General features: G+C 43.5%; 16 protein-coding genes. 2 read left to right on the top strand and 14 right to left on the bottom strand.

Annotation, left to right across the window (positions count from 1 at the left end; genetic code table 11):
* Positions 1–28: 28 nt before the first annotated feature.
* The 14 genes from EPX21_RS20350 to EPX21_RS20285 form a co-directional block, all read right to left on the bottom strand.
* Positions 29–1,171 carry an efflux RND transporter periplasmic adaptor subunit gene (locus EPX21_RS20350; RefSeq protein ID WP_134091498.1) on the bottom strand — a complete coding sequence of 381 codons (1,143 nt, stop codon included), beginning with the start codon at positions 1,169–1,171 and terminating at the stop codon, positions 29–31.
* A gap of 140 nt (positions 1,172–1,311) precedes the next feature.
* Positions 1,312–1,686, bottom strand: coding sequence for a hypothetical protein (locus EPX21_RS20345; protein WP_134091497.1), 375 nt, complete (start codon positions 1,684–1,686; stop codon positions 1,312–1,314).
* 96 nt (positions 1,687–1,782) lie between these two features.
* On the bottom strand, positions 1,783–3,168 hold the full coding sequence (gene radA, locus EPX21_RS20340) for a DNA repair protein RadA (protein ID WP_134091496.1): 1,386 nt from the start codon (positions 3,166–3,168) through the stop codon (positions 1,783–1,785).
* Positions 3,169–3,222: 54 nt separating this feature from the next.
* Positions 3,223–4,272, bottom strand: a complete 1,050-nt coding sequence (locus EPX21_RS20335; RefSeq protein WP_134091495.1) for a TerC family protein — start codon at positions 4,270–4,272, stop codon at positions 3,223–3,225.
* A gap of 2 nt (positions 4,273–4,274) precedes the next feature.
* Positions 4,275–5,246, bottom strand: a complete 972-nt coding sequence (locus EPX21_RS20330) for a polyprenyl synthetase family protein (protein WP_134091494.1) — start codon at positions 5,244–5,246, stop codon at positions 4,275–4,277.
* Positions 5,247–5,423: 177 nt separating this feature from the next.
* Positions 5,424–6,269, bottom strand: coding sequence for a protein-glutamate O-methyltransferase CheR (locus EPX21_RS20325; protein ID WP_134091493.1), 846 nt, complete (start codon positions 6,267–6,269; stop codon positions 5,424–5,426).
* A gap of 5 nt (positions 6,270–6,274) precedes the next feature.
* Entirely contained in the window at positions 6,275–6,655 is a 381-nt protein-coding gene (locus EPX21_RS20320; RefSeq protein ID WP_134091492.1) for a response regulator, read from the bottom strand.
* A complete protein-coding gene (locus EPX21_RS20315; RefSeq protein ID WP_134091491.1) occupies positions 6,640–10,689 on the bottom strand; it encodes a response regulator in 4,050 nt (1,349 codons plus the stop codon). Before EPX21_RS20315 ends, EPX21_RS20320 begins: the two co-directional genes overlap by 16 nt.
* A gap of 77 nt (positions 10,690–10,766) precedes the next feature.
* Positions 10,767–11,876, bottom strand: coding sequence for a hybrid sensor histidine kinase/response regulator (locus EPX21_RS20310; RefSeq protein ID WP_134091490.1), 1,110 nt, complete (start codon positions 11,874–11,876; stop codon positions 10,767–10,769).
* A 294-nt stretch (positions 11,877–12,170) separates the two neighbouring features.
* Positions 12,171–12,497 carry a hypothetical protein gene (locus EPX21_RS20305; protein WP_134091489.1) on the bottom strand — a complete coding sequence of 109 codons (327 nt, stop codon included), beginning with the start codon at positions 12,495–12,497 and terminating at the stop codon, positions 12,171–12,173.
* A gap of 145 nt (positions 12,498–12,642) precedes the next feature.
* Positions 12,643–13,293, bottom strand: coding sequence for a ligase-associated DNA damage response endonuclease PdeM (pdeM, locus tag EPX21_RS20300; protein ID WP_134091488.1), 651 nt, complete (start codon positions 13,291–13,293; stop codon positions 12,643–12,645).
* Complete coding sequence (locus EPX21_RS20295) at positions 13,290–15,704, bottom strand: ligase-associated DNA damage response DEXH box helicase (protein WP_134091487.1); 2,415 nt, start codon at positions 15,702–15,704, stop codon at positions 13,290–13,292. The genes pdeM and EPX21_RS20295 overlap by 4 nt, the downstream gene beginning before the upstream one ends.
* A 64-nt stretch (positions 15,705–15,768) precedes the next feature.
* Entirely contained in the window at positions 15,769–17,358 is a 1,590-nt protein-coding gene (locus tag EPX21_RS20290) for an ATP-dependent DNA ligase (protein WP_134091486.1), read from the bottom strand.
* Positions 17,345–18,358 carry a ligase-associated DNA damage response exonuclease gene (locus EPX21_RS20285; protein ID WP_134091485.1) on the bottom strand — a complete coding sequence of 338 codons (1,014 nt, stop codon included), beginning with the start codon at positions 18,356–18,358 and terminating at the stop codon, positions 17,345–17,347. The genes EPX21_RS20290 and EPX21_RS20285 overlap by 14 nt, the downstream gene beginning before the upstream one ends.
* Positions 18,359–18,512: 154 nt before the next feature.
* Here EPX21_RS20285 and dapF point away from each other — a divergent pair, with 154 nt between their 5' ends.
* Positions 18,513–19,298 carry a diaminopimelate epimerase gene (gene dapF / locus EPX21_RS20280; protein ID WP_166670836.1) on the top strand — a complete coding sequence of 262 codons (786 nt, stop codon included), beginning with the start codon at positions 18,513–18,515 and terminating at the stop codon, positions 19,296–19,298.
* A 747-nt stretch (positions 19,299–20,045) separates the two neighbouring features.
* Positions 20,046–23,309 (top strand): SusC/RagA family TonB-linked outer membrane protein, encoded by a 3,264-nt coding sequence (locus EPX21_RS20275; protein ID WP_134091483.1) that lies wholly within the window; start codon positions 20,046–20,048, stop codon positions 23,307–23,309.
* The last annotated feature ends 6 nt before the right edge of the window (positions 23,310–23,315 follow it).

Below are 23,315 nucleotides of genomic sequence, written 5' to 3'. Positions count from 1 at the left end.
AAGTATCTTAAAGCAACAAAAAATGCGTTTATTGTAATCCTTGGCCCGGGCTGCCTAGCAAGCTATCCAACGAAACCTCGCGAGGCTCTATAGCCACACCGTCTGTAAGGCTTTGTGTTCCTTCAAAGACAATCTTCTGTCCTGCTTTAAGTCCGGAGCGAATTAAGTAAAAATGCCCGAACCGTGTACCTAGTTCTATATTGGTCATTTTGACCTTGTTCGCGCTGTCAAGTGCATAAACGTAGGCACGGTCTTGAATTTCAAAAACGGATTTCTGTGGAACGATAATAGACTCAGTGATTTTTGTCGGTAACTGTATTTTACCGGTAGCGCCATGTTTTAATATTCTCTCTGGGTTAGGGAATCGAGCCCTAAGCGAAATTGTTCCGGTTTGCTCCTCAAATTCCGACTCTGCCAGTTCTATTTTCCCTTTGTGTGGATAGTGTTGACCATCCGCTAACGTAAGCTGTACCTCCTTCGACAGGATGCTATTCTCGGGCGACTTTCTTGCGATGTTTTGCAAATACTCCGTCTCGGATATTGTAAAGTACGCATAAACCTCATGGAGATCTGAAACGCTGGTCAATAAGGCTCCTTCACTCAATAAGCTTCCTACCTTTAACGGGATTCTGTCTATTCTTCCTGTAAAGGGGGCCCGTATGCTGGTATATGCCAATAGTGTTTGCGCTCGCTGTAAGTCTGATCGAGCTTCCTGTACTCTCGCTTCAGCAGCTTTTAATTGGGCCTGCGCAACGTCAAGATCGGTCTTGGTTATAATGTTTTTCTTAATTAGGGCTTTTACGCGTTCCAATTCGAGCGCTACGGTTTTCGCATCGGCGGTTGCGTTGTTCAAAAGAGCCTGAGCTTTTGATACGTCCGCACGCTGCTCGTCATCATTAATCTTAAATAAAATCTGACCGGCTTGTACTAAAGCCCCCTCATCTACAAATATTTTATCTAGGAATCCCTGTATTTTTGAACGAACTTCTACATTCCTCACCGCTTCAATGTCCGCGACATAATCCGTGTATAATGTGGTATCTACCGCTTTTAATTGCGTATAAGGTACCGAACGCTTCTCTTCTGTTTGCTCACTATTTCTTTTGCTTGATGTACACGCGATAACCGCAGACATAGCAACACCATATAAACCTATATAAAATCTGTTCATTAATATATTCTAAGAATGTATTGTTTTAGTTGACTGTTTTAAATGCCCAAAAAAGGCGAAAGTAGAGGTTTATCGCAATGATGCGATGTATCCCAATAAAAACATGCTTATAAAGCATTGTTGTACTTAATAAAACAGTATTAGAAGGGCTTTAGCCTAAACAAGAATATATGATAGCCTAAAAGAGGGGTGCTTTTGGACACAAAATAACTTTCACTGCTTACCAGCGATGTTGCAACTGGCTTGATTGCCAATATCAAGCTGTCCAAAATCTTAATCGATATGGAAATTATGATCGTCAGGAAGTTGTAGTTCTTATAAAAGATCGTCGGTTCTACATCTTTGCCTGACATGGGAATATCAAGTACATCATCAAAAAAGCATTCCAACAGTGTGTCGCCGTCGAAGTCCTGCAATTTCTTGTCATGGAAGACCTGCTTCTGATAAAAAAAATTATCGTTCGCATAGGTAGGAAAATACGTAATCGTATTTACGAAACCCAACAAAACAATCATATTTATTATCTTAAACAGACTCATTCAAAGCAAAAATAGCATTTTTAAGCCATGTGTAAAATTTACACTCAAAATATTATGTAAAAATCTCATAGACTAGCCGAAGATCGCCTGAAAAATCTCCTCTACTTTAGCCATCCAGTTTATTTTGATGCTATATTTCGAAACATCCAATCCTTTATTATTATATTTAGAAATGTAGATCTGTTCGAAGCCTAGCTTTTCAGCTTCAGCAATGCGTTGTTCAATACGATTAACAGCTCGAATTTCGCCGGAGAGTCCTACTTCGCCAGCAAAGGCAATATGAGTAGGCACTGCTATGTCTTGTTGAGAAGAGAGGATGGCAACGATTACCGCAAGGTCAATAGCCGGATCTTCTACACGCAAGCCGCCAGCAATATTCAAAAATACGTCTTGGACACTCAGCCTGAAGCCAAATCGTTTTTCCAGCACCGCCAACAGCATGTTCATTCTTTTTGTATCAAATCCGGTTGAAGATCGCTGTGGCGTGCCGTAGGCCGAATTGCTAACCAACGCCTGCACTTCAATTAACATGGGCCTTATGCCTTCCAACATCGCTGCTATTGTGACACCACTAATGGGAGACTCGCGTTGGGATAATAAAATCTCAGAGGGATTCGACACCTCCCTTAATCCGGCATGAAACATCTCATAAATGCCGAGTTCCGAAGAAGAGCCAAAGCGGTTCTTTACTGCTCTCAATATGCGGTACATGTGGTGTCTATCGCCTTCAAACTGAAGTACGGTATCCACCATATGCTCCAGTACTTTCGGTCCTGCGATAGAACCGTCTTTAGTAATATGCCCAACGACGAAAACGGGCGTAGACGACTCTTTGGCAAAGCGTAGCAATTCAGCAGTACATTCTCTCACCTGCGAAACACTCCCAGGCGACGATTCTATTTGGGAAGAATGCAGCGTTTGAATAGAATCAACGATGACCAAGTCGGGTTCAACCGATTCAATTTGCTTAAAAATATTTTGTGTAGAAGTCTCCGTGAGGATGTAGCAATCTGCTTTAGCCGATTGAAGTAAACGCTCCGCCCGCATCTTAAGTTGTTGTTCGCTCTCCTCTCCTGAAACATATAGTGTTTTTATCCCTGGTATGCTCAACGCGAGCTGTAGCATGAGTGTCGATTTCCCGATTCCCGGCTCTCCGCCAATCAGCACCAGTGATCCGGCAACAATCCCGCCACCCAAAACGCGGTTCAATTCATTGTCAGGTGTTATGATCCGTGGTTCTTCCTCGTATACAATCTCATGGATAACGGCCGCTTTATTGGCCGTTTTACTGGCGGTAAATGAAGTTCCACTTCTCCAATCCGGCACTTTGCCGCCTCCTTTTTCAACAAGCTCTTCCACGAAGGTATTCCATTGGTTACATGAAGGGCATTTACCGAGCCATTTTGCCGATTCGTATCCGCAATTCTGACAAAGATATACTGTTTTTGCTTTAGCCATAAAAGAGCGCCTGCCTTGAAGCGGGCCGTATTAAAGGTGTTAAAATTTTAGCAATTAGGCTTTCAACTCTTTCTTCGGGAATAGCAACGAAGCAATGACGCTCACGGCTAAAATTCCTATAATGATATACAAGGAATGAGCCGTTGTGAATCCCAAGTCTTCCAGCCAATGATGAGCGAGCATCTTTACGCCGATAAATACTAAAAGAAATGCTAATCCGACTTTCAAATAATGGAACTTATGAATAACGTTCACCAGCAGGAAAAACATGGAGCGCAATCCAAGAATAGCAAAAATGTTTGAAAAGAATACAATGTAGGGATCTTTTGTAACCGCAAAAATGGCAGGAATTGAATCTACCGCAAAGATGAGATCCGTAAATTCAATAACCAACAATACCAAAAAGAGAGGTGTGATAAATTTTTTCCCGTTTTCTCTATGAAAGAAATTGTGTCCAACAAACTCTGGGTAAACGGAGAAGTAACGTGAGGCAAATCGCACCACCTTGTGATTTTTAGGATCGATCTCTTCTTCCTCATTTCTGTTAAGATACATGGTTATCCCAGTGTATACCAAAAAGACGCCGAACAGGTACAAAATCCATTCGAAACGACTGATTAGAGAGGCTCCGAGGAATATAAATAGAAAGCGCAGTAGGATAGCGCCGACGATTCCCCAGACCAGCACGCGATGGTAAAATTTAGGCGGAACTCCGAAAGAAGTGAAAATCAATACCATGACGAAGATATTATCGACCGAGAGAGCATATTCAACCACATAGCCGGTAAGGTATTCGAGCGCGAGGTTCTTTTTATAGATTTCGAGGCTAGCTGCAAAGTCCTCCGGCAACAGTTTAATGTTATGCAGATGTCTCTTCGTTACTTCCTGAAGGTGACCAAAATCCTGTATATCGTGCAATTTATCACCCCAGAAACGAAGAATTACATAGAAAGCGAGGGCGAAGGCGACCCAAACGCTACTCATAATGGCGGCTTCTTTAAAAGAGACTATATGATCCTTTTTGTTAAAAAGGCCCAAGTCAATAGCAAGCATGAGTATGATAAAAACTAAAAATCCAAAGAAAAATATCAGTTCATTCGCCATGGTTATTTATTTCTCTCGGTTGTAAATCGTACTAATTGTTCCAATCCTGTTTTATATTCACTTTCAGGGAATGTTTCTAAAATGCGGAAAGCTTCTGCTTGGTAACCCAGCATCTTTTCTTTTGCATATGCCAGTCCACCGCTATTTCGCACAAAGTCTATGACCTCCATTACCTTCTTTTGATCCTCGTTATGATTTTTAACTAGATTGATAATGCTTCTCTTTTTTTCTTTACTTGTATTATTCAAGGCGTAAATTAAAGGCAAGGTCAGTTTTTTCTCTTTAATATCAATGCCGAGTGGTTTGCCTACGTCGTCGAAGCCGAAGTCAAAAAGGTCGTCTTTAATCTGAAACGCGATACCGACTTTTTCACCGAAATCGTGCATTTTCTTTACGAGTTCATTGGGTGCATTGGTAGATGCTGCTCCGCAAGCACAACATGAGGCAATTAACGAAGCCGTTTTCTGTCTGATGACCTCGAAATAAACGCCCTCATCAATATCAAGGCGACGGGCCTTTTCCATTTGTAATAATTCGCCCTCGCTCATTTCAGATACTGCTTCGTTTAAAATTCTAAGAAATTCAAAGTCCTGATTTTGGACGGATAAGGAAAGCCCTTTACTTAAAAGGAAATCGCCCACCAAAACCGCTATTTTGTTTTTCCAAAGCGCATTGACAGAGAAGAAGCCCCTTCGCTGGTAGGAGTTGTCCACCACATCGTCATGCACTAAAGTAGCCGTATGCACCAGTTCTACCAAAGCGGCACCCCGATGGGTAGATTCATTAATTCCGCCACAGGCGCCTGCTGCGAAAAAAACAAACATAGGCCGCATTTGTTTGCCTTTTCTCTTTACAATATAGTGAGTAATTCTATCAAGCAACGGAACCGAACTTCGCATTGATTCTTTGAATTTCACTTCAAAGTCATCCAGCTCGGTAGCAATCGGTTTCTTAATTTCCTCAAGTTTTAGCATGTAAATATTCGTTTGAAAAACTTGCCACTCCTGTGGATAAGTTTTTGTCGTTCTTCTTTCCAGAAGAATCATTTTTTGGCCTTTCCAGAAACGTGACAAACATACTGAAAAATCACCATAAATATTTTATCGTAAGCGAAATTGAAAGGAGAGCTACTGTATCTTAAGGTCGGACTATTACAGAGAGTCGGCACTTTCCTGCTGCTTGCGCCAAATTTTAACTTCGGTGGCCACTTGTTGATAGCGACCGGCCATGCTGGAAAACAGAATCGTTTCCTTTGTTCCTAAGGCAAGATAGCCCAGGCGCACCAAACTGTCATCAAATAGATTAAAGACCCTGTTTTGAAGATAGCTATTAAAATAGATCAATACGTTACGGCAAGAGATCAGTTGAAATTCATTGAAAGAGCCATCCGAGACGAGGTTATGCTGACTGAAAATGATGCGCTCTGATAGCTCCTTGTTTAGTTTGGCGTGGTGGTAGTTGGCGGTATAATAATGTGAGAAATCTTCAACACCGCCGGCAAGTATGTAGTTTTCAGAGTATAACTTCATACTTTTTAAATTGAAAATACCCTGTTTTGCTTCTTCCAATACGGCAGGATTAAGGTCGGTGGCATAGATCAGCGTTTTGTGCAACAGATTAGCCTCTTTCAACAAGATCGCAATCGAATAAGCTTCTTCACCGGTTGAACAACCAGCCACCCATATTCTAATAAAAGGATAAGTGCCCAGCGTTGGTATAATTTGTTTTCGCAGAAAGTGATAAAAGTCGGCATCACGGAACATCTCCGTCACATTGACAGTGATGCCCTCAACAAAGCGTTTTAAATAAGTTTCATCAATCCTGAGCCGATAGCGCATTTCCGCAAAGCTCGGGAATTTGTCCTTAGTAAAGAGCCGGTTAACCTGACGTTTTAACGATGCCCTGCTGTAGTTGCGGAAATCATATCCGTGTACTTCTAACAAGTCGTTGATCAGCGTTTCTAGCTCTGCGTCTTCAATAGCAGGAAGTTGCCACATAACTACTATAAATATTTGGCCATCAGCGCTGTCAATTCATCGACGTTAATTGGTTTTGATATGTAGTCATCCGCCCCGGCTGCGAGGCATTTTTCCTTGTCGTGGCTCATCGCCTGAGCGGTCACCGCTATGACCGGAATATGGCTGGTAAGATCGTCGTGTTTTATCATTGACGTAGCCTCATATCCATCAATGTCTGGCATCATCATATCCATGAGTATCAGTTTAATTTCTTTGTCTTTTTTGAGAAAGGCTAATCCTTCTGCAGCACTGCCGGCCGTTATCGTCAGGTAGCCTCTCGATTTCAAAACAGCGCTTAGGGCCAAAATGTTTAGCGGCTCATCGTCAACAATGAGGATCTTGAGGGGGTCTATTGGTAAAGCCATACTCTCAACAAAGAAATTAATTGATCAATATCTACGGGTTTTGAAATATAATCGGAGGCTCCGGCGGCGATGCACTTTTCCCGATCACCCATCATCGCCTTCGCTGTAACGGCTAAGATAGGTAGATTTTTAAACTGCTTGTCTTGCCTGATACGGGTCGTGGTTTCATAACCATCCATTTCCGGCATCATCATATCCATCAATACAATGTCGACTTTATCGGCGTTTTTCTGTAAAACTTGTAAAGCTTCTCTACCGTTTTCAGCGGCTAATACATTTATTTTGTACCGCTCCAAAGCTTTGGTCAAAGAAAATATGTTTCGGATATCATCATCCGCGATAAGTACTGTTTTTTGGTTTAACACCTCGGTAAGGCTACTGTTCAACTTTGATTTTTCCTTCTTGGGCTTGTCGTTCGACTCCTCCACAAGATGTAAAAACAGCGCTACTTCGTCAAAGATCCTTTCATAGGAATGAGCCGTTTTCACGACGATAGAATCAGCATATTGTTTTATCTTTATCTCTTCCGATGGAGAAAGCTGCTTGCCGGTAAAAATGATTACGGGCAGGTTATCCATTCCTGCATCCGACTTAATCGTTTCAAGCGTTTTATAGGCTTGTGCATCGGGAATACCCATGTCTAAAATGACGCAGTCGGCCTCATGACTCTTCAGGCGGTTGACCCCCGATTGGATGTCCTTGCTGATGTCTGTTTTAACGTCGAAGCTTTCCAGGTAATGTGCGAGTGCCTGCGCATGTTTGAGGTTGTCTTCAATAATCAGCACTTTTCTTGGGCCGCCCGACAACGCTTTTTCCACCCGGCTGAATATCTGACCGATCTGCTCGAGCGCCATAGGCTTTCTAATAAAATCGATGGCTCCCTTGGTGATGCTTTCTCTTTTTACTTCATGGGACGACATAATGTGCACCGGTATATGGCGGGTTGCAGGATTGTTCTTAATCTCTTCCATTACTTGCCATCCATTTTTTACCGGCAGTTCAATATCTAAAAGGATGGCCTGCGGCAGATACTTTTCTGCTAATTCAACGCCTAAGTCGCCCCTCACTGTCGTAATCACTTTGTAATCGTTCTTATGGGAAAAATCAACTAATGCTCGGGCGAATTTGGTGTCATCTTCAATAATCAGCAAGAGCTTATCGCCTTCTTGGATGTGTTCACGGTCGTCCTCTAGCTCGTTCGGAATGACCGTGCTTATAAACGGAGCAGGACGATGAGGCACTTTGTTGGGTGTTGATTCTTTGTTTACCTCAGTCTTCACGTGCTGCGCTGTTGACGAGCTTTCGGGAACCTCTATCTTTTCTTCTACGGGCTGGGCAACAGGAATACTGGCAATAAACTCACTTCCTTTCGTTACCTCGCTGTTGATGTATAGGCTACCGCCTAACAACTTCGCAAGTTCCCTGCTGATTGACAAACCGAGCCCTGTGCCACCAAATTTGCGACGAGTCGAGCCGTCAGCTTGTTGAAATGCTTCGAAAACTAATTGATGTTTTTCGGTCGGTATTCCGATTCCGGTATCCCGAACAGCAAAGTTTAAATAGCCCTCTTTTTCTTTACTTGGGTAAACGCGTAAGGTCACAGAACCTTTAGCAGTGAATTTCAGGGCATTGGAAATCAGGTTTCTTAATATTTGTTGTAAGCGGAGGTTATCTGTTTGAATCGTATCTACAGCCGCTTTATCATGTTCGAAATTTAATTGCAAGCCTTTGTCGGCAGCCATCGGTCCGAACAAACTTTGTAAGTCATTTAGCATATCAGAAAGCGACACGTCTTCATAAGACAGGGTCATCTTTCCCGACTCTATCTTTGACAAGTCGAGGATTTCGTCAATTAAGGTCAACAGGCCGTTTCCGGATGTTTGAATCACTTTAGCGTATTCAATCTGGTCTTCTAATAAATTGCCCTCGTTATTCTCGCTCAGCAGTCTAGATAGTAGCAGGATGGAGTTCAGCGGAGTCCGTAGTTCGTGAGACATATTCGCCAGGAACTCTGATTTATACTGCGTACTGATCGCAAGATCTTCTGCCTTTTTTTGTATCTCGAGGTTGCGCTCTAAGATCATTTGATTTTTTTCTTCAAGGGCTTGCGATTTAATTTCCAGTTCCTGATTGCTTTCCAACAGTTCCTCTTGTTGCACTCTTAATTCCTCCTCCGAGGCCTGCAGCTTATTCGCTTGTGCCTCCAGTTCCACGTTCAGGTTTTCCAGTTCGGTTTGTTGCGCCTGTAGTTCTTCTGCCTGAGCTTGGGTTTCTTCTAATAATTCTTTTAAACGGATTCGGCTCTTGATAGCATGGATGGCGGCACCAACGTTTTTGGCGATGCTGTCGGCAAATGTGATAGCGGCATCCGGCATTGGATTGATTGAAGCGATTTCTATGATGCCCTCCACTTGATTTTCGTGAATCAAAGGGATGACCAATACCCATTGGGGTCGGCTGGTACCTAAACTGGTTCGAATTTGAAGGTAATCGGATGGAAAATCGGTTAATAAAACACTCTTTTGCTCCAGTATGGCCTTCCCAAGCAGGGTTTCGCCGGCGCTTATCTTTTGAGGAAGCTGCGCACGATCGGCTACACCGATACTGCTCAGCAACTCAAACGTTTTGCCGTGATGACCAATATAATAGGTGCCAATGGCGGCTTCCAGATAATCGACTAAGGCTTTGAGCACATCGAGACCAAATTCTTTTAATTCGGATCTTCCTATGAGGAGGCTGTTTATCGTGCTTTCTCCCGATTGTATCCAGATTTCAGTTTTGTCTTTTTTGGCGTGTCTTTCAAGTGAATTCTTCATATTCGCCAAAGCGTTGCCTAATAGGTCATGAGGGCCTTTGGCAAGAATTTGGACGCTATAATTCTCCTTACCGATTTCATCGGCCGCTTTTGCAAGCTCTTGATTGCTCAGATCGATTTTTCTTATGGAGCGGGCTACTGCGCCGAGATCGTCTTTTGCAAAGGTAGGCAGCGCAATATTGGTATAGCCTAAGGCGATTTTGCGAGCCGCTTCCTGCAGTTCAAATAGATGGTTGGCGATGTTCTTAATAACCAGGTAAATCAGACCGATAGCCGTGATTACGCATAGGAAAAGCATCAATCGGGTAAAATTCCGATCGTATATTTCGGACGCATATACAGTCGCTGCGCCTGTTTCAATGGATTTAATGGTTGAATTTAGGCGTGACTTTAACAAGTCCATGGCGGTTGCAGAGATATTCCACCATTCTTCTGAGGTAAAACGTTCCGGCAGCTCATTGGCCTTATACACGGTTTCGAAAAATTGCAAGGTCGTATTGAAGGCTTGGCTGGATTTTAGCTTCTCCAGATTTTGCTCCTTATAGCGTTTGTCGAGGCTTTTAAGTTGTTCCACATAAGACCGAAAAAGGTCGTAATTCAAGTTGAATTTCGTCGAATCCAACGTGTTAATCGAATTGTCGGCATAAGCAAAATAGATGTTAAGGCGTAAGATGGCCACATAATTGACCATTTGGGACATAATTTCGCGAAGCTCAATTTTACCGCCTAAACTTTGGTTCAGATTGGCATAGTCGGTAGATACTTTACTGAATACGCTTAGCCGTTCAGTGATCTTCTGATAATTGTTAAACGTTTGTTCATATCCCATTTTTCCTGCCGCGAGATCCGACCGCCAGGAGGGAAGTTCGTTAATAAAAGTATATTCCGCATAGTCGGCATTCAATCCGCTATCGATGTAGGTGTTAAACTGCTGTATAGCCTCATCGGTTTTCAGCTGTTGCACACTCAATGCGCCTTCGTCTTTCTTTTTAAAGATCTTATCCAAGCTGAGTCGCCTTTCCTGCTGTAGCTGTTCAATGAGGTTGTCCGCACTGAGTGCTTGGTTTATCCGTGTGATGAAGTTATTGGTCCCTTCTATGCGGTCTGCTTTTTCTTTCTCTACCACAAAGAAGAAAAACAACAGGCACATCAGCGGAACGAAACCTAGCATGGCCAGTTTGTAATTGAGAGGTATAAGATTAAAACGATTCTTTGTCATCGGTTCCTATGTTTGGAATTTTTTTAACATCAACATGCTTTTTCGACTGCTGGTTTTGTAGGAAGAAAAACCATTATTCAAGATAGAGGCAATCGAAAATAAAAAAATGAGCCTTCATTTAGCCGGCTTTCTACGCCATATTCTCCCTGGTGTCGGGTGACAATCTCTTTACAGATATAAAGGCCCATGCCGAGCCCTTGAAATTTGTAGGATGATTCTTCTACTCTATAAAATTTGTCAAACAAATGATTCAACTTATCAGGCGGTATCCCGATTCCGAAATCGCGCACTCCGATTTGGATTTTGTTGTCTGCGGTGAGCGTGGTTTCCAAAACAATTTCCTTGGAATTAGGGGAGTATTTGATGGCATTAGTTAGGTAGTTGATCAATACCTGCTCTAAGCGTATCTCGTCTGCAAATATGGTTGCGTCCACGTTTCCGATACGCTTAAAGGAGTGTTCGGGATACATTTGACTAACATTTTCCAGCGTGTTATTGATAAGCTTTTCTACGGAGACAGACTGAAAATTGAATTTCATCTTACCGCTTTCAATTTTCGAGATATCGAGCAGGTCATCGATTAAATCCCCTAATTTATTTAGTTGTGTGCTGGTTTTTTCCAGGTAATTTTTAAGCTTTTCGTTGTTTTTTGCTTCCGGTAAGCGTTCCAATAATTGCAAATAACCTCTAACACTGGTTAATGGCGTCTTCAGTTCGTGGCTCGCAATGCTGATAAACTCATCCTTTTTATTTTCAAGTATCTTTCTATGTTCTATTTCCATCTTAAGTGCTTCCTGCATTTCATGCATTGCTTGCGCTTGTTCAAACAAGCGATAGAAAGTTTTTACTTTCAAAAGTAATATGTCCGGATCAAAAGGCTTGGTCAGATAATCGATACCGCCGGTTTCATATCCTTGCGTAATGAATTTCTTTTCTGTATTTACGGCCGACAAAAATAGGATGGGTGTATCGACCGTCTTACTATAACCGGAAATCAATTCTGCCACTTCAAATCCATCCATTCCGGGCATTTGTACGTCCAGTATGATAAGAGCGTATGTAGTTTTTAGAACTTTTTTTAGCGCTTCTTCCCCAGATGATGCCGTATCTACCTTAAATGCATTGGTTTCCAAGAATTTCTGTAAAGAAATCAGGTTCTCTTGCTTGTCGTCAACAATTAGTATCATTTTCACTTGCTGGCAGGATGCTGTTCGCCGTCTTATTTTTTAATATATGTTATAACTACAAGTTTAGGAATTTTTTACCATAGGTAAAAGAAAAAGGCTTCAGCTGTGAAGTAGAATGCGTGTAGCTAGGCCAGATGAAGGAGAGCATACTGCTCAATGGCTTATGTATTCGCGTATAGTAAACGTGAAAGGAGCGGGTAGTTTTGAGCAAGAACAACATTTATGTCGTAAAATCGGGAGTAGCGAAGAAGAGCATAGCGCATTTGTTGCCATTTCCCTCCTTCGCTATTCTACCTATAGAATCAGTATAAGTACCAGAATGATGATAATAATAGCTCCTACTGATAAATAGACGCCACCGCTACCCAGTGCGCGCGCTCTTTTATTCATTTCGCGTAACTCTTTACGGAGCTCTTTGCGTTCGGCTTTGGTTAGCGCAGATTTATCCATGGCTTTGATTTCGGCTACGCGGCGCTTCATGGCATTAATTTCTCGAGCGGCATCTTCTTCCGAGAGTTCAACTTTTTTAGCATGCTTGTCGTGAGCAAAGGCGGTAATAGGGGTGCTAAAAGTGAAGGCTAGCATAAGAACTGTTAATAATGCATAGATTTTTGATTTCATAAAAATTGATTTTAAAGTGAAACAGTATATGCAATAACTTTGCACATCATTGCACTTTCATAAATAACGAAAGGTGATAATTTGTTTTAAGTATTTCGAAAAAAAATTTCGAAGGGGCTTCTTCGGCGTTTCCAGAAGGTGGTGCTTAAACAGCATGCACGGTTTCCCCGGTGGTAACAAACTGTTGTGCGTTGCCTCTCCGCAGCGTAAATGTCCCGGTTAAACTGCCGAATGCGGGTAACAGAAGCAGCGTGGAGTCTAAGTGGAAACAAGGAAGCCTAATCTCTTGCTTTCCTTTTCCTTTTAAAATAGCCCCTGGGTGTACGTGGCCCGCGATGTTCAAAAGCCCTTTCGGTACGCCTATCAGTGGCGCGTGCGAATAGAGAAGGAGACCTTCCTGTAAAGTGTCGTGATATACCTTCAAATTTCCCTGTTGGTAACGGGTTTCGGGCAGTATATCATGATTGCCCTTTATAAGGATGAATTCGATAAAGGGATGTTTTTTAGTGAAATCAAGAAAGTGTTGCCAGGAAGTATTTTCTTCAGCATGGAATAAGTCGCCCAAAAAAATAATCCGTTTGGTTTCATATTTCTGAAGCACACGATGAAGTACGCTGAAGTCTTGATCTGTACCTGCTTGCTGTGGTATGATGATGCCCGCTCTTCTAAAATGTGCCGCTTTCCCGAGATGGATGTCAGCAATGACCAAGGTTTTGTTTTGCGGAAAAAAAATGCACTTTTCTGCTAACAGATAAACCGTTTCGTTTTTTATCTGCAGCCGCAATCGATCGCTCATTCCAGTTGTGCTATAATTCTGTTTAACCTATCTTCCAGTGCTTCATTGCTGAAGCGTTCGCGAAAAGATTCTGCAAATATAGGAAAAGCAAATGGGGTTAGTCGCTCTGTTTTATTGATAACGATCGTTTGGTTTGCAATACGGTTCAGTGCGGCCAGTAACCGGGCATAGTCCAATTGGAAATCGAACACTTCATCGTAAGCCTCTCTCAATAACAGGTTATCACTTTCGTATTCCTGAAACACTTTAAAAAATAAGCCCGAATTGGCTTGTAAATGTTTGGTTTTAATTTTTCTTCCCGGGAAGCCTTGAAAAACTAAACCGGCAATTCCGGCTATATCGCGAAAGCGCTTTCTTGCCAGTTCGGTCATGTTGACGCTTTGTTGTATATCTTCGTTTAGGTTGTTAACCGTAAACAGTCCACGGTCGATCGCTGCTTTAATGTCAATCGCTTGATCGCTTAACAGTTCAAAACCGTAATCGTTTAGCGCAACCGAAAAAGTATAGGGTTGGTTTTTACCCAGCCGGTGGGCTATCAGCGCGGCCATCCCTTCATGAACAAATTTGCCTTCAAAAGGAAAGAAGAAGAGGTGGTGCCCTTCTTTCGTCTCGGTCAGCTCGATTACCAAATTTTTGTTACTCGGCAGTGTGCTTCGCTTTTGTTGTTCGATAAAAAGCGGTTTAAGAAAGGATATTTCCGGTTCCTGTGCCGACAGGTCCTGCCATTGATCCAAGACATGTCTAATGGCGAAGGCAAGGTGTGTAGAAAGAGGAAGGCGGCCACCCATCCACGAGGGAACCAAGCCCTTTTTTTTGGTTGATGTCTTTACGATTGCCTGGAGGTCTTTTACGCGAAGCAATTCCAGGTTCTTCCCGGCGAACCAGAAGGTATCGCCTATATTTAGTCGGGAAATAAACCATTCTTCAATGCTTCCGATATATTTTCCACTAAGGTACTTAACGCTCATCATGGTGTCGCTAACAATAGCACCGATGCTTAAGCGATGGCGCATCGCTACTTTTTTGCTCATGACTTTATAAAGGCCGTCCTCCACTACGACTTTATGAAATTCATCGTAGGCGTCCAACACCTTGCCGCCCTGCGTGATCATCAACAGGCATTGGAAAAATTCTTCATGGGTAATCGACGCAAAACAATGCGTGTCTTTTATCTCCTCAAAGACCTCCTCGGCCTTAAAGCCGTCTGACACGGCTAAAGTTACCAGGTACTGGATTAGCACATCAAAGGAACGGACATAGGGGATGCGGTTTTCCATTAGTTGGTGCTTTTCTGCATAACGTAATGCAGTCCCTTCCATGATTTCCAGCGAGTGGGTGGGTACAAACCAGATCTTGCTGGTTGCACCGGGTTGATGGCCACTTCGTCCTGCGCGCTGTAAAAAGCGAGCAATTCCCTTCGCTGATCCTATTTGGATGACGGTATCTACCGGTCTGAAATCCACCCCTAAATCTAAACTGCTAGTACATACCACCGCTTTCAGCGATCCCGTGTGTAAGGCCTGCTCCACCCACTGTCGAATTTCTTCACTCAACGAGCCATGGTGTAAGGCAAGTATACCAGCCAGATCCGGCTGTAGCTTTAGCAGTTCCTGATACCATATTTCGGCCTGTGATCGGGTATTCGTAAAAATCAAGGTAGTATCGCTGTGATTGACAATCTCGAGCACTTTGTTAGCGAGGTGGATGCCTAGATGGCCTCCCCAGGGAAATTTTTCCAGCACGTCGGGAAGAATGGTAGTTATCTGGATGTCTTTGGGAAGATTGGCTTTAACGGTTACTCCCTTTCCCTTACCGAGTAAAATCTGTTTTGCTTCTTCCAAATTACCAATGGTGGCCGAAATTCCCCAAATCTGTATTTGTGGATTAAGCTGTTTCAGCTTGGCTAATCCAAGTTCGGTCAATACACCGCGTTTACTGCCTAAGAGTTCATGCCATTCGTCAACCACTACAAACTGAATGCTTCTTAATCGGGAAGCATAGCCCTTTTGTGCCAACATCAGATGGATACTTTCAGGCGTGGTGACAAGAACCTGTGGGCTCTCTTTGGTTTGTCGTTGACGTTCTTTGAGACTGGTATCGCCCGTGCGGAGAGCGATGTCAAGCTTTAAGCCCAAGTCGTCGTTTACGCGGTTGAGGGCCAGTACCATTTCCTGCGAGAGCGACCTCAAGGGCGTTATCCACAGACAATATGTTTCACGTGACACCTTTTTTTGACTTTCCCGGAGCGCAATTAATTTTTCCAGTATGCCAAACCATACTGCATAGGTTTTGCCATAACCAGTAGGGGCGTTCAACAGACCGGAGTCGCCCTTCATTATAGCCTGCCACGTTTGTCGCTGGAATTTATGCGGCGTCCATTTTTTTGATTTAAACCATTGTTCCGCGAGCATCGTATTTGTTGCTAGTTGTTGTGGTTATTCGTTGTTGTGTTGCACCGCAGCTGGCCGACAGCGGTCAACGCGTATTGAGCAAATCTAGTAAATCGGCTTTTGTGTTCGCTTCCTTTGCTGCTTTATCTCTTCTCCATCGAGCAATCCTCGGAAAACGCAGTGCAATGCCCGATTTGTGCCGAGGAGAGGCGCTTATGCCTTCGAAGGCAAGTTCAAAAACCAATGTAGGTGTAACGCTTCTTACCGGACCAAATTTATCAACAGTATGACGTTTGATCCAGGTATCTACCTCCAAAATCTCTTTGTCGCTAAGTCCGGAGTACGCTTTGGCAAAGGGCACCAACTCGTCTCCGTCCCATACGGCAAAGGTATAATCCGTATATAAGTTGGCCCGTCTCCCATGTCCGCGTTGCCCATATATTAAAACGCCGTCTATGGTGTAAGGGTCTATTTTCCACTTCCACCAACTCCCTTTCCGGCGGCCCGTTCCGTAGGTGCTTTGCTTCCTCTTAAGCATCACGCCTTCACATTGGTATTGCCTGGCCTCTTCACGAGCCTTTGCTACGTCTGTCCATGTTTCGCAAACCAGGGTTTTCGAGATTAAAAGAGGGACGTTCGCCGGGAGTGCTTGCAATAATTCCTCGAGCAGTCTCCGCCGTTGTTTCATGGGAAAATCACGAATATCTTCTCCGTTGTATTCCAATAGGTCGTAGCAAATCATTACCAAAGGGGCTTCAGAGAGTATTTTTTTGCTTAACTGTTTGCGGCCAATCCGAGTCTGCATAATAGCGAAGGGGAGCACCCTGCCTTCGCTGTAAGGGAGTATTTCACCGTCAATCACCGTGCCGTTCGGTAGCAAGTCGGCCAATAGGTGAAATTCCGGGAACTTATCCGTCAGTAGATCTTCTCCCCGGCTCCAAATATATAAACGTTTATTTCGAACGATTATTTGGCCTCGAATGCCATCATATTTTCGTTCAATAAACCATTCGTTCACTTCGCCCAAGGCTTCTGGTTCCTTATCTAGCTGATAAGCCAAGTAAAAAGGATAGGGCTCGAAGCTTCGTTCTTCACGCGGTATTTCCGCTAAAAGTAGCTGTTGCAAGCCGATATCGGATGGATGCCAGTTGCCCATTAACCGGTGTGCAATTTCGTTTTCCGACTTTTTGTGTGCTGCAGCTAAGGCTTTTATAACCAGTTGCTTGGATACGCCCATCCGAAAATTTCCGGTGATTAGTTTATTGAAAAGAAAACGTTGATCAGTTGGCGTCTCCATCCACTTGGCACTAATTGCAATTTCGCTTTCATCAGCCGACAGCGTTTTTAAATGGTTTAAGAATGCCATCGTTTCAGTAAGCGTAAAGCTTGATGTGTGTAATGGAGGCGGTAAGCATAAGGAGAGCGTTTCTGCCAAATCGCCAACTACATGATAACATTCTTCAAAGAGCCAAGAAGGAAGTCGTGACAGACTAATAGCCGCCTGGCGAAGTACAGCTGTTTTTATAAAACGGCCGGAAGACTTACCCATCAGTAAATAGATACTCCATAATAAGTCTTCATCCTGCGCGGACCTAAAGTAGCGTACGAGCGCCTCCACTTTCGCTTTAGTGGATGTTGTGCGGTCTATGGCCTCAAATAATTCATTGAATTGCATTGTCGCTATCCTCCTGTAATAAAAGATCATCCTCATACAGTGTGTCCACTTCGATGGCGTTCAAGTGGTAATGCTCCCTAAGCCACTTGGCATAAATAGATTTGTAGCCGTGCGTTACGTAGATGTTTTCGGCCTCCGTAGCGGTAACTGCCAAATTCAGCTCCGACCAGTCTGCATGATCCGATAAAATGAAGCCACGATTTACATTCCTTCGCCTCCTTGCCCCCCTTAATTGCATCCATCCACTGCAATAAGCCACTTCGTAGGGAGCAAATTTCTTCATCCAAGGTGAATGTAGGGCGCTTGGGGGCATTATGACTATATACGGTGCGGCCAGTTTTTTCATGTCCAACGACGCCCGTTCAACTGAGCGTAATGGATGCCCATCATCAATTAACAGCTGCTGGACATTGGCGATGGCGCCGTGTGCGTAAATAGGCAGGCCTGAGATGCCGACGGTTTCAATGATCCGTTGTGCCTTTCCTAAGGTGTACCCCACCAAAATGGAATTGATATTGTTGTGCCTGTTTTCATCAATCCAGTGAAGGATGTCTTTATTGAACTCATCCAGCTCGGGAAAACGATAGATCGGAAGCCCGAAAGTCGACTCCGTAATAAAATGATGGCATTTTATCGGTTCGAAGGGGATGCTAATACCGTCAGCCTTCAATTTATAGTCGCCGGAGACAACCCATATTTGCCCCTTATAGCTAAGGCGTATCTGGGCCGAGCCGATGATATGGCCTGCGGGATGTAAAGAAACTTTTACCCCGTTGAGGTTAATTTCTTCTCCGTATTCCAAAGATTGAATGGATGTTTGGGATCCCAATCGCAACTTTAATAAGTTGGCACTATCCCGATGACAGAGATAGTGTTTGCTGCCCGGCCGAGCGTGATCTGCATGCGCATGTGTAACAATCGCCTTCTCAACAGGCATCCAAGGGTCGATATATACGGAGGCTTGGGAACAATAAATTCCCTTATCGTTAAAAGTTAACATAAATCGTCTTTAACAAAGCGGGGCCTGTTCCGCTAATAAGGAATAACCACGCTTCCGTTTATAACAGTGGAAGATACGTAAGGTTTTTCCGTCTTATTCATTCGCCAATATCAAGCATTTTGTCTAAGTTTGATGCTTTAAAAGGCAATAGATCATTAACGTGAAATTTTTTAAATATCAAGGAGCCGGGAACGATTTTGTGTTAATCGACAATCGCGACCTTCAGTTTAATGCAAATGATACCGCTTTGGTGGCTCAGTTATGTGACCGGCGGTTCGGTGTTGGTGCTGACGGACTCATGCTCCTGCAACAGCGGGCGGGCTATGATTTTGAGATGGTGTATTATAATGCCGACGGGAATCCCGGCAGTATGTGCGGAAACGGTGGGCGCTGTATTGTTTCCTTTGCTAAACATCTAGGTATCATCGACCGATCAACCCGCTTTTTAGCGGTCGATGGGGAGCATGAAGCCACTATAAACGATGCTGCTGACTGGGTCAGCTTGAAAATGATCGATGTAGACGGTGTCAATACGGATGGCGAGGATTTCGTGTTGAATACCGGATCGCCCCATTATGTTAAAATAGTTAATAATCTAAAAGAGCTAGACGTTTTCACCGCCGGAAGAGCCATTCGTTACAACGACTCTTACCGGGAAGCAGGTATTAATGTCAATTTTGCGGAAGCTATTGAAGGCGGCTATCAGGTGCGCACTTATGAACGGGGCGTAGAAGATGAAACCCTCGCTTGTGGAACGGGTGTAACAGCCGTTGCCATTGCAATGGCTTGGCATAATAATCAGCTGGGCGAATTGCACACACCTGTTAAGGCAATGGGCGGGGATCTTACTATTCGCTTTTTTCACCTTGGTGACGGCGTGTTTAAAGATATTTACCTCGAAGGGCCGGCCAAATTGGTCTTTGAAGGCTTTTTGAGTTAGCAGGAAAAGCCAGAATTTTCCCATTCATTCCAACAAACGTTCCCAAATGTTTGTTAATCCTTAATAAGAACCAATTATATTGTTTACCGAGCGCATTTGTAAATAAATGCGAAGGTGTCTAATATAAGACTTCTGTAATCTTTGTTGTATGAAACTTGGGTTGGAACGACGCCAAGTGCTCTTGGCAGGGCCTTGTTGTGCTGTTACCTTTAGGATTTGCGCATTATGCCGTCTATGAATCTTAAAATGTTGCGGTTTGCAGGTTTTGTTTAAGAGGCTGTTGACTGTTTTTTTAATTTATCGTATTCTTTTTCCATTTTAATGTGTTTTTTATGTTTAATTTGCTATTAATTGGGGATATTGGGCATATTTTTGTGTGCAAACTTCGTAAAAATGTGTATTGTAAGATTTTTTTGTAACAATTTTATATTTTTTTTGGATGCGAGTGTTAATACGTTAATATTTGTTAAAATAAGATGTGAATTTAAAGTGGCTTAAGCTTTTTTGTTCTACCTTTTTTGATATGGGTCGCAATATTTTTTGAAATTATGGGGTTTGGTCGCGCGTTTAGGTGTTTTAGAGAGAAAAATATTTTTGAAAGAGCTGCTCAGCTCGGTAAGTTCGTTTTAGTAATTAAGCCTGCCGAATAAAGGAGGCTTATTTACGTGCAAGTGTCATTAAGTCTGCTTACGGGGACGGTAGGCAATTAATATATCCAAATAATCATTTAACCATTCAAGCAAACACATGAAACAGAAATTACTCAGTTTCTTTCTTGTCGGCATCGCTCTTATTGGGAGTCTCTATGCGCAAGAAAGAACTATTCGTGGGAAGGTAACTGCAAAAGACAGTGGAGAGCCGCTTCCGGGCGTATCAGTTATGGCTGCTGGTACGACATCGGGTACAACAACCAACGAGGAGGGCGCTTATTCCATTGCGATTCCGGCCAATGCCAAAGCATTAATTTTTTCCTACATCGGTTTTGAAAGGGAAACGGTTGCCATCGGGAGCCAAAGCGTGGTTGATGTCGAATTATCGCAAGATGCGCAGGCCTTAAGCGAAGTTGTCGTTACGGCTCTAGGTATAGAGCGTAATCGAAACGAACTCGGTTATGCTGCACAGGAGGTAAGGAGCGAAGACATTACGCGTACACGGGACAATAACTTTACCAGTGCATTATCTGGTAAGGTTGCGGGTCTCGACATTAAGCAATCGGGCACCATGGGCGGATCCACGAACGTGGTGATGCGGGGCTTCAAGTCGGTACGTGGAAATAACCAAGCGCTATTTGTTATCGATGGTACTCCGATCAATAATGATAATACGAATACCAGCAATCAGCAAACCGGGCGGGGCGGTTATGACTATGGTAACGCGGCTGCGGATATAAATCCGGACGATATCGAGTCGATTAACGTTTTAAAGGGCGCTGCGGCATCGGCTTTATACGGATCTCGCGCGGCCAACGGTGTCATCATGATCACTACCAAGAAGGGTAAAAAGAACAGTACGAACATTACTGTTAACAGTGGCTTAACGATCGGAAAAATTGATAAAAGTACGTTCCCTACCTATCAGAAGGAGTATGGTGGCGGCTATGTAAACCAGTATAGCGAGAGCGGTTACGCGTCGCCTGATGGCAATTTCTGGTATTACGATGTTTTCGGCAATGGGCCTTCATTGGTTGCACCTTTTACTGAAGACGCTTCTTACGGTGCCGCTTTCGATCCTAATTTACTTGTTTATCAATGGGATGCTTTCGATCCCAGTTCCCCTACTTATGGACAAGCGACGCCTTGGGTTGCTGCGCAAAATGATCCTTCTACCTTTTATAAAACGGGTGTGAATTCCATGCAAAGCATTACGATCGATGGAGGAGGAGACAAAACCACTTTTAAAGTAGGTTATACCCGTAATGATGAAACGGGCGTTTTGCCGAACAGTAAGATTATGAAGAACATGTTCAACTTCTCCGGAAAACACGAAATTAACGATCAATTGAGTGTGGGTGCGACGGCGAATATGACACGTGTTGACGGATTAGGTAGGTTCGGAACGGGTTACGACGGCAGAAATCCCAATCAGGCGTTTCGTCAATGGTTTCAAACCAACGTCGATATGCAGGACTTAAAAAGAGCTTACGAAAGAAATGGTGAAAACATCACCTGGAACTGGTCGGATATCAATGCTACAGGACCAATTTACGCCAATAACCCTTACTGGGAGCGCTATAAGAATTATCAGAATGATACCCGTAACCGCTATTTTGGTAACGTGGTGTTAGAGTGGAAGCCTTTAGATTGGCTGAATGTAATCGGACGTGTGACCTATGACGGAGCAAACGAGTTTCAGGAAGAGCGACTTGCGCAGGGCGGAACAGGGCTCGCCGAATACTCGCGATTCGATCAGACGTATAGCGAAACGAACTATGATTTGATGTTGAATTTCAACAAAAACATCACCGAAGATTTAAGCTTTACGGGACTCTTAGGTACCAACTTACGGAGAAACTTTATGAACTCTATCCGCGCAACAACTAACGGCGGATTGATTTATCCCGATTTATATTCATTATCAAACTCGGTAAACCCGATCGAAGCACCGATAGAAATTTATAACAGGCGAGCGGTAGACGGAATTTTTGCCAACGCAAATTTTGGCTACAAAGAAACCTATTTTTTAGAAGGTAGTTTAAGGCGCGATGTGTCAACCACCTTACCTCCAGACAACAACGTGTATTGGTATCCTTCCATAGCGGGAAGTTTTCTATTCTCCAATTTAATGAAGGATTCCAATTGGTTGAGTTACGGTAAAGTGCGGGTAAATTATGCGGAAGTAGGTAACGATGCTGATCCGTTGAGTCTCTACCCAGTTTATGATCCAAATACTTTGTTTGATGGCAGAGCTATGGCTTCAATAGCTGATGAGCTGCTCAATGCAAATTTGAGGCCCGAGCGTACCAAAAGTTTTGAAGTAGGTGCCGAAGTGAATTTCTGGAATGCGCGTGTCGGATTTGATGCAACGTATTATACGACCCAATCGACCGATCAGATTATGCCGGTGGAAGTAACGGCAACAACCGGTTATTTACGCCGGTGGGTGAATGCAGGTACCTTAGAGAATAAAGGAGTGGAGGTTAGTGCCTTCGTTATTCCGGTAAGGAATGAAAACTTCTCCTGGACCTTAAACTTAAATTTTGCGAAGAACAACAGCAAAATGACCGAATTGTATGAAAAAAATACCAACCTTCAATTAGCTACTTTCCAAGGTGGGGTCAGCTTAAATGCAACGGTCGGTCAGCCTTATGGAACGATCAGAGGGGTCGACTATGTTTATGTAAATGGTCATGAAGGTGATCCGGATTACCGCGTAGTGGGCGAGGATGGCTACTATCTACAATCAGCACCCAATCAAGTATTAGGCAATATAATACCCGATTGGATGGGGGGTATCCAGAATAACTTCAAATACCGGGATTTTTCTTTGTCTTTCTTGATTGATATCAGAAAAGGCGGAAGCTTATTTTCATTAGATCAATACTATGGATTGGCTACCGGACTTTACCCAGAAACCGCTGGGCTGAATGATTTGGGAAATCCAAAGCGTTCGCCAATTAGTCAAGGTGGCGGTGTCGTTTTGCCGGGCTATCATGTGGATGAAAGTGGAAATGCCACCGGTGTCAACGAAACGCGCGTTGAAGCGTATGACAATGCCGTTACGCCATACGGTTATTCAAACAATCCGCAAGCGGGTTTCGTGTATGACGCCAGCTATGTTAAATTACGTGAGGTTGCTTTGACCTATTCTTTGCCGAATAAGTGGTTGGCTAACACCAATTTCTTTAAAGGAATCGACGTGTCTTTGGTGGGAAGAAACCTTTGGTTGATTCACAGCAACGTACCTTATGCCGATCCAGAAGGAGGACTTAGTGCAGGAAACTTCCAAGGTGTGCAGAGCGGGGTTTACCCAGCTGTTCGCAACTTTGGATTTAATGTGAGAATGAGGTTCTAAAATCTA

It is taken from the genome of Olivibacter sp. XZL3 (assembly GCF_004368405.1).
GTDB lineage: Bacteria > Bacteroidota > Bacteroidia > Sphingobacteriales > Sphingobacteriaceae > Olivibacter.
This window is presented reverse-complemented; position numbering and strand designations above follow the sequence as displayed.

Coding starts and splice junctions, on each gene's coding strand:
- EPX21_RS20350 (WP_134091498.1), bottom strand. CDS start 1,171: ATGAACAGATTTTATATAGGTTTATATGGTGTTGCTATGTCTGCGGTT.
- EPX21_RS20345 (WP_134091497.1), bottom strand. CDS start 1,686: ATGATTGTTTTGTTGGGTTTCGTAAATACGATTACGTATTTTCCTACC.
- radA (WP_134091496.1), bottom strand. CDS start 3,168: ATGGCTAAAGCAAAAACAGTATATCTTTGTCAGAATTGCGGATACGAA.
- EPX21_RS20335 (WP_134091495.1), bottom strand. CDS start 4,272: ATGGCGAATGAACTGATATTTTTCTTTGGATTTTTAGTTTTTATCATA.
- EPX21_RS20330 (WP_134091494.1), bottom strand. CDS start 5,246: ATGCTAAAACTTGAGGAAATTAAGAAACCGATTGCTACCGAGCTGGAT.
- EPX21_RS20325 (WP_134091493.1), bottom strand. CDS start 6,269: ATGTGGCAACTTCCTGCTATTGAAGACGCAGAGCTAGAAACGCTGATC.
- EPX21_RS20320 (WP_134091492.1), bottom strand. CDS start 6,655: ATGGCTTTACCAATAGACCCCCTCAAGATCCTCATTGTTGACGATGAG.
- EPX21_RS20315 (WP_134091491.1), bottom strand. CDS start 10,689: ATGACAAAGAATCGTTTTAATCTTATACCTCTCAATTACAAACTGGCC.
- EPX21_RS20310 (WP_134091490.1), bottom strand. CDS start 11,876: ATGATACTAATTGTTGACGACAAGCAAGAGAACCTGATTTCTTTACAG.
- EPX21_RS20305 (WP_134091489.1), bottom strand. CDS start 12,497: ATGAAATCAAAAATCTATGCATTATTAACAGTTCTTATGCTAGCCTTC.
- pdeM (WP_134091488.1), bottom strand. CDS start 13,293: ATGAGCGATCGATTGCGGCTGCAGATAAAAAACGAAACGGTTTATCTG.
- EPX21_RS20295 (WP_134091487.1), bottom strand. CDS start 15,704: ATGCTCGCGGAACAATGGTTTAAATCAAAAAAATGGACGCCGCATAAA.
- EPX21_RS20290 (WP_134091486.1), bottom strand. CDS start 17,358: ATGCAATTCAATGAATTATTTGAGGCCATAGACCGCACAACATCCACT.
- EPX21_RS20285 (WP_134091485.1), bottom strand. CDS start 18,358: ATGTTAACTTTTAACGATAAGGGAATTTATTGTTCCCAAGCCTCCGTA.
- EPX21_RS20275 (WP_134091483.1), top strand. CDS start 20,046: ATGAAACAGAAATTACTCAGTTTCTTTCTTGTCGGCATCGCTCTTATT.